We start from the raw sequence: 20506 nt of genomic DNA, 5'->3' as shown, positions 1-20506 counted from the left end.
TCAAAACAGGGTATGGATGCAGAATGACTTATGCACTGGAACTTTCCCGGCTGACTAAGACCTATCCCGGCGGCGTGCAGGCGCTGAAGGGCATTGATCTTAACGTTGAAGCGGGTGACTTTTATGCGTTGCTGGGGCCAAACGGTGCCGGTAAATCGACCACCATCGGGATTATCAGTTCGCTGGTAAACAAATCCGAAGGCAGCGTGCGGGTGTTTGGCTACGATCTGGAAAAAGATGTGGTGAATGCCAAGCGCCAGCTCGGGCTGGTGCCGCAGGAGTTTAACTTCAACCCGTTTGAGACGGTGATGCAGATCGTCGTGAATCAGGCGGGTTACTACGGCGTTGAGCGTCGTGAAGCCAATGAGCGTGCGGAAAAGTATCTGAAGCAGCTCGACCTGTGGAGCAAACGCACTGAGCGTGCGCGCATGCTCTCCGGCGGGATGAAACGCCGCCTGATGATCGCCCGTGCACTGATGCACGAGCCAAAACTGTTGATTCTGGATGAGCCAACGGCTGGCGTGGATATCGAACTGCGTCGCTCAATGTGGGTGTTCCTGAAAGATCTCAATGCCAAAGGCACTACCATCATTCTCACTACCCACTATCTGGAAGAAGCCGAGATGCTGTGCCGCAACATCGGCATCATCCAGAGCGGTGAGCTGGTGGAAAACACCTCGATGAAAGAACTGCTGTCCAAGCTCAAATCAGAAACCTTTATCCTGGATCTGGCGCCGCGCAGTCCGCTGCCCAGGCTGGAGGGGTTCCAGTACCGGCTGACCGATACTTCAACGCTGGAAGTGGAAGTGCTGCGTGAGCAGGGCCTTAACAGCGTGTTCAGTCAGTTAAGTGCGCAGGGTGTGCAGGTGCTGAGTATGCGCAATAAAGCCAACCGTCTTGAAGAGCTGTTCGTTGGCCTGACGACGCAGGGAAAAACAGGAGCAAAAGCATGACACATTTGTACTGGGTGGCGCTGAAAAGCATCTGGGCCAAAGAAGTTAACCGTTTCGCCCGTATCTGGATCCAGACGCTGGTGCCGCCGGTCATCACCATGACGCTCTATTTCATCATCTTTGGCAACCTGATCGGGTCGCGCATTGGTGAGATGCACGGCTTCAGCTATATGCAGTTTATTGTGCCGGGATTGATCATGATGGCGGTGATCACCAATGCCTACGCCAATGTGGCATCGTCCTTCTTCAGTGCCAAGTTCCAGCGCAACATTGAAGAACTGCTCGTTGCACCCGTGCCGACCCACATTATCATTGCCGGCTATGTGGGCGGCGGTGTGGCGCGTGGCGTCTGCGTCGGCATTCTGGTGACGGCTATTTCGCTGTTCTTTGTGCCGTTCCACGTGCACTCCTGGTCGATGGTGGCGATTACGCTGCTGCTGACCGCGATTCTGTTTTCACTGGCCGGTTTGCTCAACGCCGTCTTTGCGCGCACCTTTGACGACATCAGCCTGATCCCGACCTTTGTGCTGACGCCACTGACCTATCTGGGCGGCGTATTCTATTCGCTGAGTCTGCTGCCGCCAATCTGGCAGGCTATCTCTAAACTGAATCCAATCGTTTATATGATTAGCGGATTCCGTTATGGCTTCCTGGGCATTAATGATGTGCCACTGGTGTTTACGCTCTCGGTACTGGTGGCCTTTATTCTGGTATTCTACTGGCTGGTCTATGCGCTGATTCAGCGCGGACGCGGACTGCGCACCTGACAATACATTGAATAGTAAGGGCCACGCTGCGATAAGGGCGTGGCTTTTTTTTGGTGAGTGAAAAACAACCCGAACGACGGTTCTCCCTGGCCTCGAAATCATCCTGAAACCTGCCTGCGATGAAAAAGTCATCGAAGCCGATGACAACCAAAGCGGTTTAATTGCAGAAGCAGAAATAAAAAGGGCCGCCCATTTTAATGGCGGCCCTTTTTTGTCAGCTGATCGATTACTCAGGCGATTTGTACCGGCAATGCTTTCGCCAGACGCTTCATCTGGTTGTCACCTTCAAAATAGGCGACCTTAGGCTGCCATTGACGCGCGACGGCATCCTCAACCTGCACATACGAGCAGATAATTAAAATATCGCCTTCGCAGGCGCAGCGGGCAGCAGCACCGTTGACCGAAATAATTTTCGAGCCACGCTCAGCCGCGATAGCGTAGGTAGAGAAGCGCTGACCGTTAGTGACGTTATAAATATCGATCGCTTCATATTGCAGAATGCCGGAAGCATCCAGGAAATCCTGATCGATAGCGCAGGAGCCTTCGTAATTGAGGTCCGCCTGCGTCACTTTTACGCGGTGCAATTTGCCTTGCAGAACTGTGCGAATCATAGCCAGAAACCTTATCAGAGAAATAAAATAACCTGCAGCGGGCGTACTTACAGCGTCAGGTCAACAGTTTGATTATCAATCAGTCGGGCTTTACCCAGCCAGGCGGCCATCAGCACCACCGCACGCTGGCTGTCCACCGTCAGCGGCTGCAACGTGTCCGCATCACAGATTGCCAGGCCATCAGGACGCAATCCCTGTGCCAGCAGTGTCTCGCGGGCTGCCTCAATAATCTCTTCAATGTGACGCTCGCCGTTCTCAAGTTGCTGAGCCATCTGATGCATCACCTGGCTCAGCACCGGTGCCAGCTTACGCTCATCGTCTGTCAGGTAGCCGTTGCGCGAACTCAGCGCCAGGCCATCTTTGGCCCGCACTGTTGGCACGCCAACAATCTCAATGTCGAAGCCCATATCAGCTACCATCTTACGAATGATAGCCAGCTGCTGAAAATCCTTTTCACCGAAACAGGCAATATCGGGCTGCACCAGATTAAACAGTTTGCTGACGATGGTCGCCACGCCGCGAAAATGGCCTGGACGCGTCGCGCCTTCCAGCAGGGAAGAGAGCACCGGCACCTCAACAAAGGTCTGATTCTGCGCGCCCTGCGGATAGACTTCAGCCGGTGACGGGGCAAAAACCACGTCAACCTGGTGACGGTTCAGCTTTTCACAATCTTCCTGCAGGGTGCGCGGGTAGCGGGCTAAATCATCGGCGCGATCGAACTGCATCGGATTGACGAATATCGAGACAATGACGATGTCCCCGCGCGACCGGGCTTCATCCACCAGCGTCAGATGGCCTTCATGCAGGTTGCCCATGGTCGGCACCAGCGCAATGCGTTTACCCTGCTGACGCCAGCGACGGACTTCCTTGCGCAGCATCAGCAGCGTTTCAATAATCAACACGGTGACTCTCCTGAATTACTGGAAACTGTGCTCTGCCGCCGGATAGGTTCCGGCCTCGACTTCGGCGATATAGTGGCGAATCGCCGCGCGAACATCGCCGGTCTCCGCCAGGAAATTTTTGGCAAATTTGGGAATGTGGCCGCCGGTCACGCCCAGCGCATCATGCATCACCAGAATCTGACCATCGGTGACGTTACCGGCACCGATGCCGATCACCGGGATAGTGAGCGCCTCGGTGATCCGCTGGGCCAGCGACACCGGCACGCACTCCAGCACCATCAGCTGTGCGCCTGCCGCTTCCAGCGCCAGCGCATCGGCCAGCAGCTGATCGGCACCGGCTTCATCACGGCCCTGCACTTTATAGCCGCCAAAGATATTGACCGATTGCGGGGTCAGGCCAAGATGACCGCACACCGGCACGGCGCGTTCGGTCAGCATCTGTACGGTCTCAGCCAGCCAGCTGCCGCCTTCCAGTTTCACCATATTGGCACCGGCACGCATCAGCTGTGCGGCACTCTCAAAGGTCTGCTGTGGCGTGGCATAACTCATAAAGGGCAGATCGGCGAGCAGCAGGGCCTGTGGCGCACCACGGCGCACGGCAGCGGTGTGATAGGCGATATCGCTGACCGTGACCGGCAGGGTGGAGTCGTGCCCCTGTACCGTCATCCCTAAGGAATCACCAACCAGCAGCACCTGAATGCCTTCATCGGCAAACAGACGGGCAAAACTGAAATCGTAGGCGGTCAGCGTCGCGAATTTTTTACCGCTGGCTTTCGCCTGACGCAGATGTGAAATCGTGGTGGGTTTCATGGCGCTCTCAACTCAGGAATTCTGATGGGCGCAGTTTACTGGATAGCGTGAAAGAGCGGAATCAGAGATGTGCGTTTGTCTGATCAGCCATGCCACAGCGTGATGCTACGACTGTCCAGGGTGGCCAGAACGGAGCTGAGTGCGCGGCCATCGGGCAGGCGGGCATCGGGCGCAATCGCCAGCAGTGGTACCAGCATAAAGGCGCGATTCAGCAGGTCGTAGTGCGGCACAATCAGCCGCTCAGTGTTGATTGCTTCGTCGCCAAACAGCATCAGATCGATATCCAGCGTGCGCGGCCCCCAGCGTTCCGCCTTACGCACCCGCCCATGATCCCGCTCAATCTGCTGGGTATGGTCAAGCAGGGTTTCTGCGCTGAGATGGGTCTCCAGCGCCACGGCGGCATTGAGAAAATCGGGCTGGTCGGGCGGGCCATAAGGCGGTGTACGGTAGAACGGCGAGGTCGCGATGCGTTGCGTCTGCGGCAACGCATCCAGTGCCGTCAGCGCTGCATCAACCTGATGCAGCGGGTCGGCCAGATTACTGCCTAATGCGAGGTAAACTCGTGTCATGACACGTTTTGATTGTCACGACGTGGTGCGGAAGAGCGGCGGCGCGGACGGCGTGATTTATTGCGCGGCACCGGATCGTCACCCAGATTATTCAGCATGTTTTTCTGATGCGGCGGTGCAGCCACCTGGAATTCCCCCCACCACTGGCTCAGACGCAGCAGTTCCGGGTTATTTTCCACTTCTGCACGCAACGCCAGCAGATCGTAAGCAGCGCGGAATTTCGGATGCTCCATCAGCTTCCAGGCGCGTTTACCGTGACGGCGTGACATGCGCAACTGCAGCAGCCAGATATCGCGGATCAGCGAGGTAATACGTTTTGGAATTGCCAGCGCACGGCAGGCTTCGTCCAGCGTATCGTTCATCGCCATCGCAAAGGCTTCGAAGTAGGTCAGGCCACTCTCCTGCGCAATGCGTTCGGCCGCTTCAAGCTGCGGATACCAGAACATCGCAGCAAACAGGAACGCCGGATTCACGCGCATATCATTATGAATGCGGTTGTCGGTGTTTTTCAGCACCTGTGCCAGCATCCGCTCCATGTGGCTGTCACTGTTTTCCGTGAAGTTGCGCGCCAGCGTCGGGAAGAGCGGCTGGAACAGCTGATATTCACACAGCTTGAGATAAGTACTGTAGCCATAACCTGCCTGCAATAGCTTCAGCGACTCTTCAAACAGACGCGCGGGCGGAATATCACGCAGCAGCGAGGCCAGACGTGGAATCGGCTCGGCGGTTTCCGGCGCAATGCTCATATTGAGCTTGGCGGCAAAGCGTGCGACGCGCAGCATGCGAACCGGATCTTCGCGGTAGCGGGTTTCCGGATCGCCAATCAGGCGAATGATGCCCTGTTCGAGATCGCTGATGCCACCAACGTAGTCACGTACGCTGAAATCAGCCACGCTGTAGTAGAGGCTGTTGATGGTGAGATCGCGGCGCTGGGCATCATCTTCAATAGAGCCGAAGATATTATCGCGCAGCAGCATACCGCTCTGGGCGCGCTGCGAACTGTTACGATCTTCTGCGATCTCTTCAACCTGATGATGGCCACGGAAGGTAGCGACTTCGATCACTTCCGGGCCAAACATCACGTGAGCCAGACGGAAACGCCGACCCACCAGGCGACAGTTGCGGAACAGCTTACGCATCTGCTCAGGCGTGGCGTTGGTGGTCACATCGAAATCTTTAGGTTTTTGCCCCAGTAGCAAATCGCGCACGCCACCGCCTACCAGATAGGCTTCATAACCGGCTTTATTCAGGCGATAGAGCACTTTGAGGGCATTTTCGCTGATGTCTTTACGTGAGATGTTGTGGCTTTCACGAGGGATAATGGCCATCAGACGTTCTGGTTCAACCTCTGCAGGGGCTTCCTCTTCATCACGCTTCAGGACTTTTCGGCAAAAATTAGCTACTCGGGTAAAAATGGGACACCTCGACAGTGGCAATTAGGGTGTAGGTAAAATCAGCGGCTAATCATAGCCTGTTGAGAACCGTTTGAGAATGCTGTTGTCTATGCATCCGGTTTCAGGGCGTTCTGTTGCGGCATCAAAGCGATATTCCACTGTGCTACCGCATCAGACAGCAGTTTGTCCTGCGTTAAGTCCTGCCAGCCACCTGAAACAGGCTGCCCGAGGAAGCGTAATGCCGCTACCAGCAGGGGTCTGGCATCGCCATCAGGCAGGGAAGGAGCATGATTCTGCTTCGATAACTTATTGCCATCGTGATTAAGCGCCAGAGGCAGGTGCAGCCAGGCCGGCACCGGCCAGCCAAACTGCTGATAAAGTGCAATCTGCCGTACCGTCGGCTCAATCAAATCTGCGCCGCGCACCACTTCGGTAATGCCCTGAAAATGATCGTCGACGACCACCGCCAGGTTGTAGGCAAACAAACCATCACGACGGTGAATAATAAAGTCTTCCTGTGCCAGACGTCTGTCCGCCTCTACGCACCCGCGTAATCGGTCTTCAAACGCAAAGACCGGCGCATGCTGGCGTAAACGCAGCGCGGCATTCTCTGGTCCGCGTTGCCGTTCACGGCAGTAACCATCATAGAAACCGCCAATCTCCTGAATGCGACGTCGGGGACAGGTGCAGAAATAGCTCTGACGATGCTGCTGCAGCCAGGCGAGCGCGTCACGGTAGGCCTCATGACGTTGCGACTGCCACAGCACTTCGCCATCCCACGTCAAACCATAGTGTTCCAGCTGATGCAGGATGCGGCTGGCGGCACCCGGCACTTCCCGCGGCGGATCGATATCTTCAATTCTCACCCGCCAGATGCCGTTTTGCGCGCGCGCGCTCAGGTAACTGCCCAGGGCAGCAATCAGCGAGCCAAAATGAAGTTCACCAGAGGGAGAAGGGGCGAAGCGACCAATGCAGGAGGATGACATAGGATTCAGAAGTGACCACGCAGTGGACAAAAAAGTCATTGTTCCACTGCGCGGTAACAGGATGGACGCGGCATCAGCCGGCCATTTGTTTCTCACGAATTTCTGCTAACGTCTTACAGTCGATGCAGAGATCGGCAGTAGGACGTGCTTCGAGACGGCGGATACCAATCTCAACGCCACAGGAATCGCAATAGCCGAAGTCGTCATCTTCAACTTTCTTCAGCGTCTTCTCGATCTTTTTAATCAGTTTACGTTCGCGATCGCGGTTACGCAGCTCCAGGCTGAACTCCTCTTCCTGCGCGGCACGGTCAACCGGGTCCGGGAAGTTAGCAGCTTCATCCTGCATATGCGATACGGTACGATCGACTTCGTCCCGCAATTGATTACGCCAGGCTTCCAGAATCTTGCGAAAATGGGTCAGCTGCGCGTCGTTCATATACTCTTCGCCAGGTTTAACCTGATAAGGCTCAACGCCAGCGATAGCGAGAATACTCAGGGACGATGTTTTACGGTTTTGACCTTCTTGCATGTTGCTTCTCCTGGATAACACGCACTATACCCTCTGACTGACGTCCCGCAGGGGCGTTGCTGCCGGCCTGCATCTGACGTCTGCGGGGTACATCGATCCCCCATTGGGGAAAAAAACAGGCCGCTATAAATAACAGAAGCAGTCAGGGTTGGCAATTCTTCATGAACACACCTTGACAAGCCTGTGAGGAACAGCGTAATCAGCCCTTAGCTCAGAACATTCTTACCACATAAAATTGCAAAAGATATTACAAGGTTACGTTGATCGGCGATTTAAGAAACATTCCCTCCGCCGATAAGTCTGCCTGATACGCTAAAACCTCTACACCTTCCCGTTGCGCCTGAGCCAGTTGTTCTGCATACGCCGCATCAATGTGGCGTGCCGGGGAAACGTCCTCAATCCCCGAGTGCAAAACGGCAAACAACAAAACGGCCCGATGACCCTCTGCCGCCACTGTCGCCAGCTCGCGCAGGTGTTTCTGTCCTCGAATCGTCACCGCATCCGGAAAATAGCCTTTACCTTCATGTAAAAGGGTTACGGATTTCACCTCAATATAGCAGTTGCGCCGTGCCTCTGCTTTGAGCAGGAAATCAATTCTGCTTTTTTCACTGCCATATTTTACTTCTGCCTGTCGATGCGAATAACCAGCCAGCGATGGCAACCGATCCTGGTCCAGCGCTTCAGCCACCAGCTGATTCGCGCGCAGGGTATTCACGCAGATCCAGTGGCCCTGCTGCGTTTCGGTCAGCTCCCAGCTGTGGGGATATTTGCGCGTCAGGCTGTCGGACGTGGAATACCAGACCCGATCGCCCGGCGTGGCGCAGCCGGTCATGGCACCGGTGTTGGCGCAATGAATCGTCAGCACCTCGCCCTCAGGCGTCTCGACATCGGCCAGGAAACGTTTGTAACGGGCGATCAGGCGGGCGGATTTAAGGGGCGGAGAGAAGTGCATGCGGATCCTGAGACGTTAACGGCCAGCTGGCCAGAGCGCGATAGCGGGTACGACCTCTGGCATAGTCAGAGACGAACAGTGAAAAGGTGGAGACGCGAAAACGCCAGTGAAAACCGCGTGGCGGTAATGCAACCGGCTGGGTGGCCTGGCGTAACAGCGTGATGTGCGGATGAAACGGTTGTGGGCTTTGATAACAGCCATGCCGGGCGGCCTGGGCCCGCAGCAGGCTGGCGAGCTGTAACAGATCGCGTGGCGCGCGCTGGCAGCCGAGCCAGACCACGCCGGGGCGCGGCCAGTGCCCGGCATCATCCAGGTCGAGATCGAAACCGGGCTGGACGATACGGGAGGCCAGCGTCTGCAGGCGTTGTGAGGTTTCCGGTGCGACCTCACCCAGAAACGCCAGCGTCAGGTGCAGGTTTGCTGCGACCACTGGCTGGCCGACCTCTGCAGGAAAGGTGTCCGCCCGCCAGCGCACCAGCTGTTGCTGCATTTCGTCAGGCAGGCTGATGGCAAAAAATAAGCGTTGTGTCGCCATGGCGCTCTCCGGCAAATATCACGTGCTACAATGCGCGCCATCTTAGCACAGGCAGAAGCGGAGTTTGCTGTGAGCGATTTACCGGTCAGCGCGGTGCTGCCTGACATCCTGGCGGCGCTGCGTGACGCCTCTCAAATCCTGCTGGCCGCCCCTACCGGCGCGGGCAAATCGACCTGGCTGCCGCTGCAGTTGTTGCAGCAGGCGGCGTTGCCGGGACGCATCATTATGCTGGAGCCACGCCGGCTGGCGGCACGTAATGTGGCGCAGCGGCTGGCAGAACAGCTCGGCGAACAGCCGGGAGCCACAGTGGGATTCCGGATGCGTGGCGAAAGCTGCGTCGGGCTAGAAACCCGGCTGGAAGTGGTCACCGAAGGGATGCTCACGCGCATGCTTCAGCACGATCCGATGCTGGAGGGCGTGTCGCTGGTGATCCTCGATGAATTTCACGAGCGCAGCCTGCAGGCCGACCTGGCGCTGGCGCTGCTGCTCGATGTGCAGCAGGGGCTGCGCGACGATCTTAAAATCATGCTGATGTCGGCCACGCTGGATAATACCCGGCTGGCGGCGCTGCTGCCGGATGCGCCACTGATTATTTCAGAAGGGCGCAGCTATCCGGTTGAACGGCGTTACGCGTCGCTGAATCAGAACGTACGCTTTGAAGAGGCGGTCGCGCGTGAAGTCGCCCAGCTGCTGCGCGACGAAGACGGCTCCCTGCTGCTGTTTCTGCCGGGCGTGGCGGAAATTGAACGCGTGAAACGCGAGCTGGAATCACGCATTAGTGACGATGTGGATCTGACACCGCTCTATGGCGCACTGCCGCTGGCGGCGCAGCGACGGGCGATCCTGCCCGCCGCCGCCGGACGTCGCAAAGTGGTGCTCGCCACCAATATCGCCGAGACCAGCCTGACCATTGAAGGGATTCGTCTGGTAGTCGACAGTGCGCTGGAACGCAGCGCCCTGTTTGACGCCCGCAGCGGCGTAACGCGTCTGCAGACGCAGCGCATCAGCCAGGCATCAATGATCCAGCGCGCAGGTCGCGCCGGGCGACTGATGCCGGGGATCTGTCTGCATCTTCTGCCGCAGGAGCAGGCGTCTCGTGCGGCGGCGCAGAGCGAACCGGAAATGGTTAACAGTGACCTTTCGTCGCTGTGGCTGGACCTGTTGCAGTGGGGCTGTACCGGGCCGCAACAGCTGCAGTGGCTGGATCAGCCGCCCGCCAGAAATCTGATGGCAGCGCAACAACAGCTGACCTGTCTGGGTGCACTGGACAGCAACGGCCTGCTTAACACGCTGGGACGGCGTATGGCAAAGCTGGGTTGCGATCCGCGGCTTGCTGCTATGCTCTGTGCCGCAGGCGATGAGCCGGATGCGGTCGCCAGCGCCGCACTGCTGGTGGCGATTCTGGAAGATCCTCCGCGCAGCGGCAGTGCCGATCTGCGTGATGCGCTGCATCGGCCACAGGCCCAATGGCAGCGGCGGGCGCAGCAGTGGCAGCAGCGGCTTAAAATTCGGGGCGGACGGGTCGATGAAGATCGCTTCGCTGGCCTGCTGGCGGTAGGGTTTGGCGATCGGCTGGCGCGGCGTCGCGACCAGAGCGGTCGCTATCAGCTGGCTAACGGGCTGGGGGCCAGACTCGATGAGCAGGATGGCCTGACGCGCAACGAATGGCTGATTACACCCGCCCTGTTGCAGGGCAGTGCGACGCCGGATGCCCGGATGTTGCTGGCACTGCCGGTCGATATTGAAACGCTATGCCAGCATCAGCCAGCGCTGATTGAGCGTCGGACCGAAGTGGAGTGGGATGAAGAGAAGGGCACGCTGCGTGCGTTCAGACGTGAGCAGATTGGCGCCCTGATCCTGAAGACCCAGCCGATGGCGCGCCCGGAGCCGGACGTGCTTCACGCGGCTATGCTGCGCTGGATCGCCGAAAAAGGTCTGTCGGTATTGGGCTGGACGCCGGATGCCGGGCAGTTGCGCCTGCGCATTCAGTGTGCTGCGCAGTGGCTGCCGGAAGAGAGCTGGCCCGCCATGGATGACGAAAGCCTGCTTGAGAGCCTGCCGCAGTGGCTGTTGCCGCAGATGTCAGCAGTGCGCGATCTGCGCAGCCTGCAGGCGGTGAACCTGACCACGGCGCTCTTACATTTACTCACATGGTCACAACGTCAGCGGCTGGATACTGTGCTGCCAACTCATTACACTGTGCCGACCGGAAGCCGGCTGCCAATCCGCTACGATGCGGATAAGCCGCCCGCGCTGGCAGTCAGGATTCAGGAGATGTTTGGCGAAGCGCAGAATCCCACCGTGGCGGAAGGACGCATCCCGCTGGTGCTCGAGCTGTTATCGCCCGCCCAGCGTCCGTTGCAGATCACCCGCGATCTGGCGGCGTTCTGGCGCGGTGCCTGGCCGGAGGTCAGGAAAGAGATGAAGGGACGCTATCCGAAACACCTCTGGCCAGAGGATCCGGCCACCGCCTTGCCAACAAGGCGAACCAAAAAAATGTCCCCGCAGGGTTGAGTCCGCTGGATCGAATTCAGAGGGTTCTGCCATGCGGCACGCGAGAAAGCAGTTAGAGTAGCGGCGCTGCCGTAAGCACTGCCTGGAGAAGAAAAGTAATGTCTGGGAACGATCGCGAACCAATAGGGCGCAAAGGTAAACCGTTGCCGCCGCGCAGCAGTGCGGGCCGGGGACGACGCAGGGATATCGAACAGGATATCGATCAGGACGATTTTAATGATGACGAGGAGGAAGCGCCGGTGCCACGTAAAGGTAAAGGTGGAAAACCGCCGCGCGGCAAACGCCGTTGGCTGGGATGGTTAATTAAACTGTTCCTGGTGTTTGTGGTGGTAATGGTCGCATGGGGCATCTACCTCGACTCGGAAATTCGCAGCCGGATTGACGGTAAGGTGTGGCAACTGCCTGCCACCGTCTATGGCCGCATGGTCAGCCTGGAACCGGGCATGGCCTACAACAAAAGTGAAATGGTGGCGCTGCTGGAAGGGACTCAGTATCGCGAAGTCTCCCGTATCACCCGCCCTGGCGAGTTTTCGGTGAAGGGCAACACCATTGATCTGCTGCGTCGCCCGTTTGATTTCCCCGACAGTAAAGAGGGGCAAATCCACGCGCGCATGAGCTTTACCAAAGATGAGCTGAGCGAGATTAAAAACCTCGAAACCGGCCGTGATTTTGGCTTTTTCCGCCTCGATCCGCGTCTGATCACCATGCTGCAGTCACCCAATGGTGAACAGCGACTCTTCGTGCCGCGCACCGGTTTCCCTGATTTGCTGGTCGATACGCTGATCGCCACTGAAGATCGCCATTTCTATGAGCATGATGGCATCAGTCCGTACTCCATTGGTCGCGCCTTCCTGGCGAACATCACGGCCGGGAAAGCGGTGCAGGGTGGCAGTACGCTGACGCAGCAGCTGGTTAAGAACCTGTTCCTGACCAATGAGCGTTCGCTGTGGCGTAAAGCGCGTGAAGCCTATATGGCGGTGATCATGGATGCGCGCTACAGCAAAGATCGCATCCTGGAGCTCTACCTGAATGAGGTCTATCTCGGTCAGGCGGGCAGCGATCAGATTCGCGGCTTCCCGCTGGCGAGCCTCTACTACTTTGGCCGTCCGGTTGATGAGCTGAGTCTGGATCAGCAGGCGATGCTGGTTGGCATGGTGAAAGGGGCGTCGCTCTATAACCCGTGGCGTAACCCGAAACTGGCGCTGGAACGCCGCAACCTGGTGCTGCGCCTGTTGCAGCAGCAGAAAGTGATCGACCAGGAGCTGTACGACATGCTGTCGGCGCGTCCATTGGGCGTGCAGCCAAAGGGCGGTGTGATCACGCCACAGCCTGCCTTTATGCAGATGGTGCGTAACGAGCTTCAGGCGAAACTGGGCGACAAGATTAAAGATCTCTCCGGCGTGAAGATCTTTACCACGCTGGATCCGGTCTCGCAGGATGCGGCCGAAAAAGCGGTGGTTGACGGCATTCCGACGCTGAAAAAACAGCGTGGTCTGAAGGATCTGGAAACCGCAATGGTGGTGGTTGACCGCTTCAGCGGCGAAGTCCGTGCTATGGTCGGCGGTGCCGATCCGCAGTATGCCGGTTATAACCGTGCGTTGCAGGCGCGTCGCTCTATTGGTTCCCTGGCGAAACCGGCGACCTACCTCACCGCGCTGAGCCAGCCAAACAGCTATCGCCTGAACAGCTGGATCGCCGATGAGCCGATTGCGCTGAAGCAGCCAAATGGCACCATCTGGAAACCGATGAACGACGACCGTCGCTTCAGCGGCAAAGTGATGCTGGTGGACGCGCTGACCAACTCCATGAACGTGCCGACGGTTAACCTCGGTATGACGCTGGGGCTGGATGCGGTAGTCGATACCTGGAACAAGCTGGGCGTGCCGAAAGAGCAGCTGCATCCGGTTCCGGCGATGCTGCTGGGTGCTTTAAACCTGACGCCAGTTGAAGTGGCACAGGCGTTCCAGTCGATCGCCAGCGGCGGCAATCGCGCGTCGCTGTCAGCGGTGCGTTCGGTGATTGCAGAAGATGGCAGCGTGCTCTATCAGAGCTATCCGCAGGCGCAGCGTGTGGAACCGGCGCAGGCCGCTTATCTGACGCTCTACACCATGCAACAGGTCGCTGACCACGGTACCGCCCGTGCGCTGGGCGCGCGTTTCCCGAATGCGCATCTGGCGGGCAAAACCGGTACTACCAACGATCTGGTGGACAGCTGGTTTGCCGGTATTGATGGCAAAGAAGTGGCGATCACCTGGGTAGGACGTGATAACAACCAGCCGACCAAACTCTACGGTGCCAGCGGTGCGATGCAGCTCTATCGTCGCTACCTCGACAATCAGGCACCCATGCCACTGCAGCTGACGCCGCCGGAAGATGTATCACTGATGAATGTGGATTCGGCCGGTAACTTTGTCTGTGGCACGGGCAGCAGCACCTGGCGTTCTCTGCCGGTGTGGGCGCTGGATCCGAATGCGCTGTGTCAGCAACAGCAGCAGCAGGTTCAGCAGCAGCAACAGCTGTTTGACCAGCAACAGCAGCAACAGCCGCAACAGCAACCGGCCCAGCAACCGCAGGAGCAGGAGCAGAAAGACAGCGACGGCGTAGCAGGTTGGATAAAAGATATGTTTGGCAAATAAATCAGTCAGACAGGTTAAAAAGGGCGCTTCGGCGCCCTTTTTTTGTTTTTGATCAATACGGGGAAACGGCTCTGCAAACGGCGTCACTGCTGGGATTTCTGCTTGCAGTCGTCGCTGAAGTTCGCATATTATCTAATCCGTTATAATAATCATTATCGTTTCGATTCGCTCGCCTGAGCCTATTTTAAGAGACACCTTTTTATGAATGCGCGAACGACTTTTGCAGACAACACCAAAAAAACATTTTCCCGGCCGCTTCTGGGCGTCATGATTTCACTGAGCCTGAGCTCCTCGCTTTATGCTGCGCAGACGGAGACCATGGTGGTCTCGGCGGATGGCGGCAGCGGCGTCGAGGCGGAAAGCGCCTGGGGGCCGGCACCGACCGTGGCGGCGAAGCGCAGCGCCACGGGCACCAAAACTGACACACCGATTGAAAAAAATCCGCAGTCTGTTTCCGTGGTTACCCGCGAAGAGATGGAGATGCGCAACGTGACCAGCGTGAAAGGGGCGTTTAACTATACGCCTGGCGTGCTGACCGGTAACCGTGGCAGCTCAGATGTGATTGATGCGTTATCCATTCGCGGCTTCAGCGAAACCAATACCAATCAGTATCTGGATGGCCTGAAGCTGCAGGGAGATAATTACTCTGAGTTTGCCATCGACCCCTATTTCCTGGAGCGCGCCGAACTGCTGCGCGGTCCGGTGTCGGTGCTCTATGGCAAAAGCAATCCGGGCGGTGTGGTCTCGCTGGTGAGCAAGCGTCCAACCCAGGAAACGCTGCGCGAAGTACAGTTCCAGATGGGCAACGACAACCTTTTTTCGACCGGCTTTGATTTTGGCGGCGCGCTGGATGATAACGGCGTCTACAGCTATCGCCTGACCGGTCAGGCGCGCAGTCAGGATGCGCAGCAGTCGATGAACAAAGAGAAGCGCTACACTATCGCTCCGTCATTCAGCTGGCGTCCCGACGATCGCACCCGCATTGATCTGCTGACCTATTTCCAGAACGAGCCAGAAACTGGTTATTACGGCTGGCTGCCGCGTCAGGGCACTGTGGTGCCGATCACCCGTGCCGATGGCAGCCAGTACAAACTGCCGACCGACTTCGACGAAGGCGAGCAGAGCAATAAGATTTCACGCACTACCAAAATGGTGGGCTATAACGCCGAGCACAGCCTTAACGACACCTGGACGCTGCGCCAGAACCTGCGTTACGCCGACCTGCGCACCGATTACCGCAGTATCTATGGCAATGGTTTCCTGCCGGAGACTCAGCAAATCACGCGCGGTTCGGCAGTTTCAGAAGAGACGCTCAACCAGTTGGCGGTCGATACCCAGGCGCAGGCGAAATTCGCCACCGGCCAGGTTGATCATACGCTGCTGTTGGGCGTGGACTTCCAGCGTACCCGCAATGATATCGACGCACAGTTTGGCACTGCTTCCAGCCTGAATGCAGTTAATCCGCAATATGGCGATAACGGCGTAACGCCATTTGCCGATCCTTATCAGCATCTGAATAAGCAGCGTCAGACCGGCCTCTATGCACAGGATCAGATGGAATGGAATCGCTGGGTGCTGACACTGGGTGGCCGCTACGACTACGCCATGACCTCGGTTTACGATCGGGTGGCGAATAGCGTTGATCGCCAGAACGATCAGGCCTTTACCTGGCGTGGGGGTCTGAACTATGTGTTTGATAACGGAATCGCGCCTTACTTCAGCTACAGTGAAGCCTTTATTCCGAATGCGGGTTCAACCTATGAGGGTCAGGCATTTGATCCGTCACGCGCTAAGCAGTATGAAGCGGGCGTGAAATATGTACCGAAAGATCGTCCGGTGGTGCTCACCGCAGCGCTTTACCAGCTGACCAAAACCAAAAATCTGACTGCCGATCCCGATCCAGACAGAGCTTTTTTCAGCGTTCAGAGCGGTGAAATCCGGTCACGGGGCGTAGAGCTGGAAGCTAAAGCGGCGCTCAATGCCAACGTTAACCTGACGGCCTCCTACACCTACACCGATGCGGAATATACTGAAGACACGTCGCTTAAAGGCAAAACGCCGGTGCAGGTGCCGAAACATATGGCCTCACTGTGGAGCGACTACACCTTCCACGAGACAGCTTTGTCAGGGGTGACGATCGGCGCTGGGGTCCGTTACGTGGGTGAAAGCCAGGGGCTGTATGCTGAAACCCCAACTAATACCTCTGCTGGACTCTCGAACCAGAACTTTAAGGTAGCCGGTTACACCACGGTGGATGCGGCGCTGAAGTATGATCTGGGTCGTTTCGGTCTGCCAGGCTCGACAGTGGGTGTTAACGTTAACAATCTGTTCAACCGCGAGTATGTCGCCAGCTGCTACCGTGAATACGCCTGCTACTGGGGTGCGGAACGCCAGATTGTCGGCACCGCGACCTTCAGATTCTGATTTAACCGGGCGCTTAGGCGCCCGTTCACAGGGATAACCATGCCGCATCCGCACGCAGAAGAGGCAACCTTCAGGCTGGAGAATGCCAGTTTCGAAGTGCCCGGCCGCACTCTCCTCCAGCCCCTGTCGCTGACTTTTCCACCGGGTAAAATGACCGCGCTGATTGGCCACAATGGCTCGGGCAAATCGACGCTGTTGAAAATGCTGGGTCGCCATCATGCGGCCAGCAGTGGAGAGGTTTTGCTGAATCAGCAGCCCGTCGGGCGCTGGAACAGTAAAGCCTTTGCCCGCGAGGTGGCCTATCTGCCGCAGCAGTTACCGGCCGCCGAAGGGATGACGGTGCGTGAGCTGGTAGCGATTGGCCGCTATCCCTGGCACGGGGCGCTGGGGCGCTTTGTTCAGGAGGATCGCGATAGGGTAGAGGATGCGATTGCGCAGGTCGGGCTAAAGCCCTTTGCCGGTCGGCTGGTGGACAGTCTGTCAGGCGGTGAGCGTCAGCGCGCCTGGCTGGCGATGATGGTGGCGCAGAACAGCCGCTGTCTGCTGCTGGATGAACCGACCTCGGCGCTGGATATTGCCCATCAGGTGGAGGTGCTGGCGCTGATAAAAGACCTGAGCCAGCAGCGCGGCCTGACCGTGATTGCGGTGCTGCACGATATCAACATGGCGGCACGCTACTGCGATCATCTGGTGGCGCTGCGTCAGGGTGCGATGATTGCCGGAGGTGACGCCGGAGCAATTATGCAGCCTGAGGTACTGGGTGCAATTTATGGCATTCCAATGGGCATTTTACCGCACCCGCAGGGCGGCGCGCCGGTCAGTTTTGTCTGTTAAGGAAAGGATGATGCCCGATCTTTATCGCCGCCGACTGTTGCTGGCGCTGGCGGCCTCGCCACTGTTCTGTGCGCTTCCTCTGCGTGCTGCCACGCCGGATCCGGGTCGGATTATTGCACTGGAGTGGTTACCCACCGAACTGCTGATTGCGTTGGGCGTTACGCCCTGGGGCGTGGCCGATCTGCACAACTACAACATCTGGGTAGGTGAGCCGAAGCTGTCTGCGGACGTGATCGACGTCGGCCTGCGCACCGAACCCAATCTTGAGCTGATGGCGCAAATGCAGCCGTCGCTGATCCTCTGCTCTAATGGCTACGGCCCGCCCAAAGAGAAACTGACGCGCATCGCACCCATCATGGGCTTTGATCTTCACAGCGGCGACGGAAAACCCTTCACCGCCGCGCGCGCATCGTTGCGTCAGCTGGCAGCGCGCCTGGGATTAAGCGAGCGGGCGGAGCAGCATCTGCGCGAGGTCGATGATCAGCTGGCGGCGGCGCGTGAGCGGCTGGCACCCTATGCCGGACGCACGCTTCTGCTGATGTCGCTGCTCGACAGTCGTCACGCCATTACCTTCGGTAAAAACAGTCTGTTCCTGGAAGTGATGACCCTGCTGGGCCTGAAAAATGGCTGGCAGGGCGAAACCAATTTCTGGGGCAGCGCAGTGATCGGCATCGAACAGCTGGCGCAGGCCGGGGAGGTAGATGTTATCTGTTTCGATCATGACAATGACGTGGAGATGCAGCAGCTGATGCGCAGTCCGCTGTGGCAGGCCATGCCGTTTCTCCGCACTGGACGCTTTCAGCGCGTCCCGGCGGTCTGGTATTACGGTGCAACGCTCTCGGCGCTGCACTTTGTTCGCGTGCTGGAACGCGCGCTGGAGACGCACTGATGCGCCATGCTCTGTTTCCCGCAGGCCTCCTCAGCCTGCTGTTTCTGCTCTCACTCAGCCTGACGCTGGTTAATCTGCACCAGGCACTGCCACAGGCTGAATGGTGGCAGGCATTCTGGTCACCAGCCGTCGATAGTCTGCCGCAGATGGTGTTTCACTACAGCCTGCTGCCGCGCACGGCGCTGGCGCTGCTGGTGGGTGCCGGACTGGGTCTTGCCGGTATGCTGTTTCAGCAGATCCTGCGCAACCCACTGGCGGAGCCGACCACGCTGGGTGTCTCTTCCGGCGCGCAGCTGGGGATTACCGTGGCAACGCTGTGGCATCTGCCCGGCGGGGCCATGACCCAGCAGTTTGCCGCGCTTAGCGGTGCGCTGCTGGTGGGCGCGCTGGTGTTTGGTGTGGCCTGGGGCAAACGTCTGTCGCCGGTGACGCTGATTCTGGCCGGGCTGGTGCTGAGCCTGTACAGCGGCGCGGTGAATCAAATCTTCGCTATCTTCAATCACGATCAGCTGCAGAACATGTTTCTGTGGAGCACCGGCGCGCTGAATCAGATGAGCTGGGAAAACGTACAGCAACTCTGGCCGCGTCTGCTGCTGGCGTTTGTGCTGACACTGGCGCTGCTGCGTCCGCTGACGCTGATGGGGCTGGATGATGGTGTCGCGAAAAACCTGGGTCTGGCGCTCTCTGTGGCGCGTATTGGTGGCCTTGGACTGGCGATTCTGCTCAGCGCACAGCTGGTGAATATCGCCGGTATCATCGGCTTTATCGGGCTGTTTGCGCCGCTGCTGGCAAAGCTGCTGGGTGGACGACGACTCCTCAGCAGGATGCTGCTGGCACCGTTTACCGGCGCGCTGCTGCTGTGGCTGGCGGACAGTTGCGTCTTATGGCTCAGCACGCACTGGCGCGATATTCCGACCGGCACAGCCACGGCCCTGCTTGGCGTACCGATTCTGCTGTGGCTGCTGCCGCGACTGCGCACCGGTTCGGTGCCGCCCGCGCTGAATCAGGGTGACCATGTGCCCGCCGAACGACAGAACCTGCTGCGCTGGGCGCTGATCGGTCTCGCTGTTCTGGCGCTGCTGGGGTGGGGAGCTCTCGCGTTTGGACGTGATGCGCAGGGTTGGATCTGGTCAGCGGGCGAGATGCTGCAATCACTGCTGCCGTGGCGCGCGCCGCGCGTGCTGGCGGCGCTGGTAACCGGTCTGATGCTGGGCGTGGCGGGGAGTCTGATTCAGCGGCTGACCGGCAATCCCATGGCCAGCCCGGAAGTGCTGGGCATCAGTTCCGGAGCTGCCTGCGGCATAGTGGTCATGATGTTCTTTATGCCAGGCGATGCGATGGCCTGGCTGCTGCCCGCCGGTGCTGTGGGTGCCGCACTGACGCTGCTGGTGATTATAACGGTAGCCAGCCGTGGCGGCTTCTCGCCGGAGCGGATGCTGCTGGCGGGTATGGCGCTTAACAGCGCCTTTGTCACCCTGCTGATGCTGCTGCTGGCCAGCGGCGATCCGCGTATGGGCGGGCTGCTGAGCTGGATCTCCGGCTCGACCTATAACATCAGCGGCAGTCAGGCGATTCTGAGTGCCCTCTGTGCGCTGGTGCTGGTCTCACTGGCCCCGCTGGCCAGTCGCTGGCTGACGCTGCTGCCGCTGGGAAGTGCGACTGCACGCTCGGCGGGCATGGCGTTGACGCCCGCGCGGCTGAGTCTGCTGCTGCTGGCCGCCGCGCTGACCGCCAGCGCGACGCTGACTATCGGTCCGCTGAGTTTTGTCGGACTGATGGCACCGCATATGGCGCGGATGCTGGGGTTCCGGCGGGCCTTGCCGCAACTGCTGCTGTCGGGATTGCTGGGCGGGGGATTGATGATACTGGCTGACTGGTGCGGGCGAATGCTGGCATTCCCGGATCAAATCCCAGCCGGGCTGATGGCGACCTTTTTAGGTGCGCCTTACTTTATCTGGCTGCTGCGGCGTTCAGGTTAAAAAAAGACCAGCGCAAACCGGTCTGAGATTACTAACAAAGTCTGGCCCGATTGGCTGTGAGACTGAGCCTGCGAAGGGAACACGGTCAGATCGTAAAGACGCAAAAGCCGTCATCCCTGACACGCTCGGCCCGCGCGATTACGCACCTCATCCCTGAGGTGCGCCCGTAAACCGGCCAACGCGTTGCGTTGTTCAAAAACGCCTGGCGTTTTTGTCCCAGGC

General features: G+C 58.4%; 17 protein-coding genes. 8 read left to right on the top strand and 9 right to left on the bottom strand.

From position 1 onward, the window contains the following. The first annotated feature begins 23 nt into the window (after positions 1-23). Positions 24-953 (top strand): ABC transporter ATP-binding protein, encoded by a 930-nt coding sequence (locus ACTJKZ_RS16425; protein ID WP_161731547.1) that lies wholly within the window; start codon positions 24-26, stop codon positions 951-953. Beyond that, a complete protein-coding gene (locus ACTJKZ_RS16420; protein WP_161731545.1) occupies positions 950-1720 on the top strand; it encodes an ABC transporter permease in 771 nt (256 codons plus the stop codon). Before ACTJKZ_RS16425 ends, ACTJKZ_RS16420 begins: the two co-directional genes overlap by 4 nt. 230 nt (positions 1721-1950) lie before the next feature. Here ACTJKZ_RS16420 and panD read toward each other — a convergent pair whose 3' ends face one another. The 9 genes from panD to thpR all read right to left on the bottom strand — a co-directional run bounded on the left by panD (position 1951) and on the right by thpR (position 9008). Further along, on the bottom strand, positions 1951-2331 hold the full coding sequence (gene panD, locus ACTJKZ_RS16415; protein WP_013356815.1) for an aspartate 1-decarboxylase: 381 nt from the start codon (positions 2329-2331) through the stop codon (positions 1951-1953). Positions 2332-2378: 47 nt separating this feature from the next. Continuing rightward, positions 2379-3233 carry a pantoate--beta-alanine ligase gene (gene panC, locus ACTJKZ_RS16410; RefSeq protein ID WP_222924531.1) on the bottom strand — a complete coding sequence of 285 codons (855 nt, stop codon included), beginning with the start codon at positions 3231-3233 and terminating at the stop codon, positions 2379-2381. A gap of 15 nt (positions 3234-3248) precedes the next feature. Continuing rightward, a complete protein-coding gene (panB, locus tag ACTJKZ_RS16405; RefSeq protein WP_161731541.1) occupies positions 3249-4043 on the bottom strand; it encodes a 3-methyl-2-oxobutanoate hydroxymethyltransferase in 795 nt (264 codons plus the stop codon). Positions 4044-4126: 83 nt separating this feature from the next. Then, positions 4127-4612 carry a 2-amino-4-hydroxy-6-hydroxymethyldihydropteridine diphosphokinase gene (gene folK, locus ACTJKZ_RS16400; RefSeq protein ID WP_440829848.1) on the bottom strand — a complete coding sequence of 162 codons (486 nt, stop codon included), beginning with the start codon at positions 4610-4612 and terminating at the stop codon, positions 4127-4129. After that, positions 4609-6027 carry a polynucleotide adenylyltransferase PcnB gene (pcnB, locus tag ACTJKZ_RS16395; RefSeq protein ID WP_222925499.1) on the bottom strand — a complete coding sequence of 473 codons (1419 nt, stop codon included), beginning with the start codon at positions 6025-6027 and terminating at the stop codon, positions 4609-4611. Before pcnB ends, folK begins: the two co-directional genes overlap by 4 nt. Before the next feature lie 86 nt (positions 6028-6113). Continuing rightward, positions 6114-6992, bottom strand: a complete 879-nt coding sequence (gene gluQRS / locus ACTJKZ_RS16390) for a tRNA glutamyl-Q(34) synthetase GluQRS (RefSeq protein WP_161731535.1) — start codon at positions 6990-6992, stop codon at positions 6114-6116. 73 nt (positions 6993-7065) lie between these two features. Then, entirely contained in the window at positions 7066-7521 is a 456-nt protein-coding gene (gene dksA / locus ACTJKZ_RS16385; protein ID WP_008925615.1) for an RNA polymerase-binding protein DksA, read from the bottom strand. A 247-nt stretch (positions 7522-7768) separates the two neighbouring features. Next, complete coding sequence (gene sfsA / locus ACTJKZ_RS16380) at positions 7769-8473, bottom strand: DNA/RNA nuclease SfsA (RefSeq protein ID WP_253421112.1); 705 nt, start codon at positions 8471-8473, stop codon at positions 7769-7771. Then, complete coding sequence (gene thpR, locus ACTJKZ_RS16375) at positions 8451-9008, bottom strand: RNA 2',3'-cyclic phosphodiesterase (protein ID WP_440829847.1); 558 nt, start codon at positions 9006-9008, stop codon at positions 8451-8453. The genes sfsA and thpR overlap by 23 nt, the downstream gene beginning before the upstream one ends. Before the next feature lie 30 nt (positions 9009-9038). Between thpR and hrpB the strand changes: the two genes are divergently transcribed. The 6 genes from hrpB (at position 9039) to fhuB (ending at position 20284) form a co-directional block, all read left to right on the top strand. Beyond that, a complete protein-coding gene (gene hrpB / locus ACTJKZ_RS16370) occupies positions 9039-11522 on the top strand; it encodes an ATP-dependent helicase HrpB (protein ID WP_440829846.1) in 2484 nt (827 codons plus the stop codon). A gap of 98 nt (positions 11523-11620) precedes the next feature. Next, positions 11621-14158, top strand: coding sequence for a bifunctional glycosyl transferase/transpeptidase (gene mrcB / locus ACTJKZ_RS16365; RefSeq protein ID WP_253421118.1), 2538 nt, complete (start codon positions 11621-11623; stop codon positions 14156-14158). 201 nt (positions 14159-14359) lie between these two features. After that, a complete protein-coding gene (gene fhuA / locus ACTJKZ_RS16360) occupies positions 14360-16582 on the top strand; it encodes a ferrichrome porin FhuA (RefSeq protein ID WP_161731525.1) in 2223 nt (740 codons plus the stop codon). A gap of 39 nt (positions 16583-16621) precedes the next feature. After that, a complete protein-coding gene (gene fhuC / locus ACTJKZ_RS16355; RefSeq protein WP_161731523.1) occupies positions 16622-17416 on the top strand; it encodes a Fe3+-hydroxamate ABC transporter ATP-binding protein FhuC in 795 nt (264 codons plus the stop codon). 10 nt (positions 17417-17426) lie between these two features. Then, positions 17427-18305 carry a Fe(3+)-hydroxamate ABC transporter substrate-binding protein FhuD gene (gene fhuD, locus ACTJKZ_RS16350; protein WP_440829872.1) on the top strand — a complete coding sequence of 293 codons (879 nt, stop codon included), beginning with the start codon at positions 17427-17429 and terminating at the stop codon, positions 18303-18305. Next, positions 18305-20284 carry a Fe(3+)-hydroxamate ABC transporter permease FhuB gene (gene fhuB, locus ACTJKZ_RS16345; protein WP_440829845.1) on the top strand — a complete coding sequence of 660 codons (1980 nt, stop codon included), beginning with the start codon at positions 18305-18307 and terminating at the stop codon, positions 20282-20284. Before fhuD ends, fhuB begins: the two co-directional genes overlap by 1 nt. The last annotated feature ends 222 nt before the right edge of the window (positions 20285-20506 follow it).

The organism is Pantoea sp. 22096, from assembly GCF_052045955.1.
Taxonomy (GTDB): Bacteria; Pseudomonadota; Gammaproteobacteria; order Enterobacterales; family Enterobacteriaceae; genus Pantoea; species Pantoea alfalfae.
Note: the sequence above shows the minus strand (reverse complement) of the source record. Positions and strands in the feature narration are given on the sequence as shown.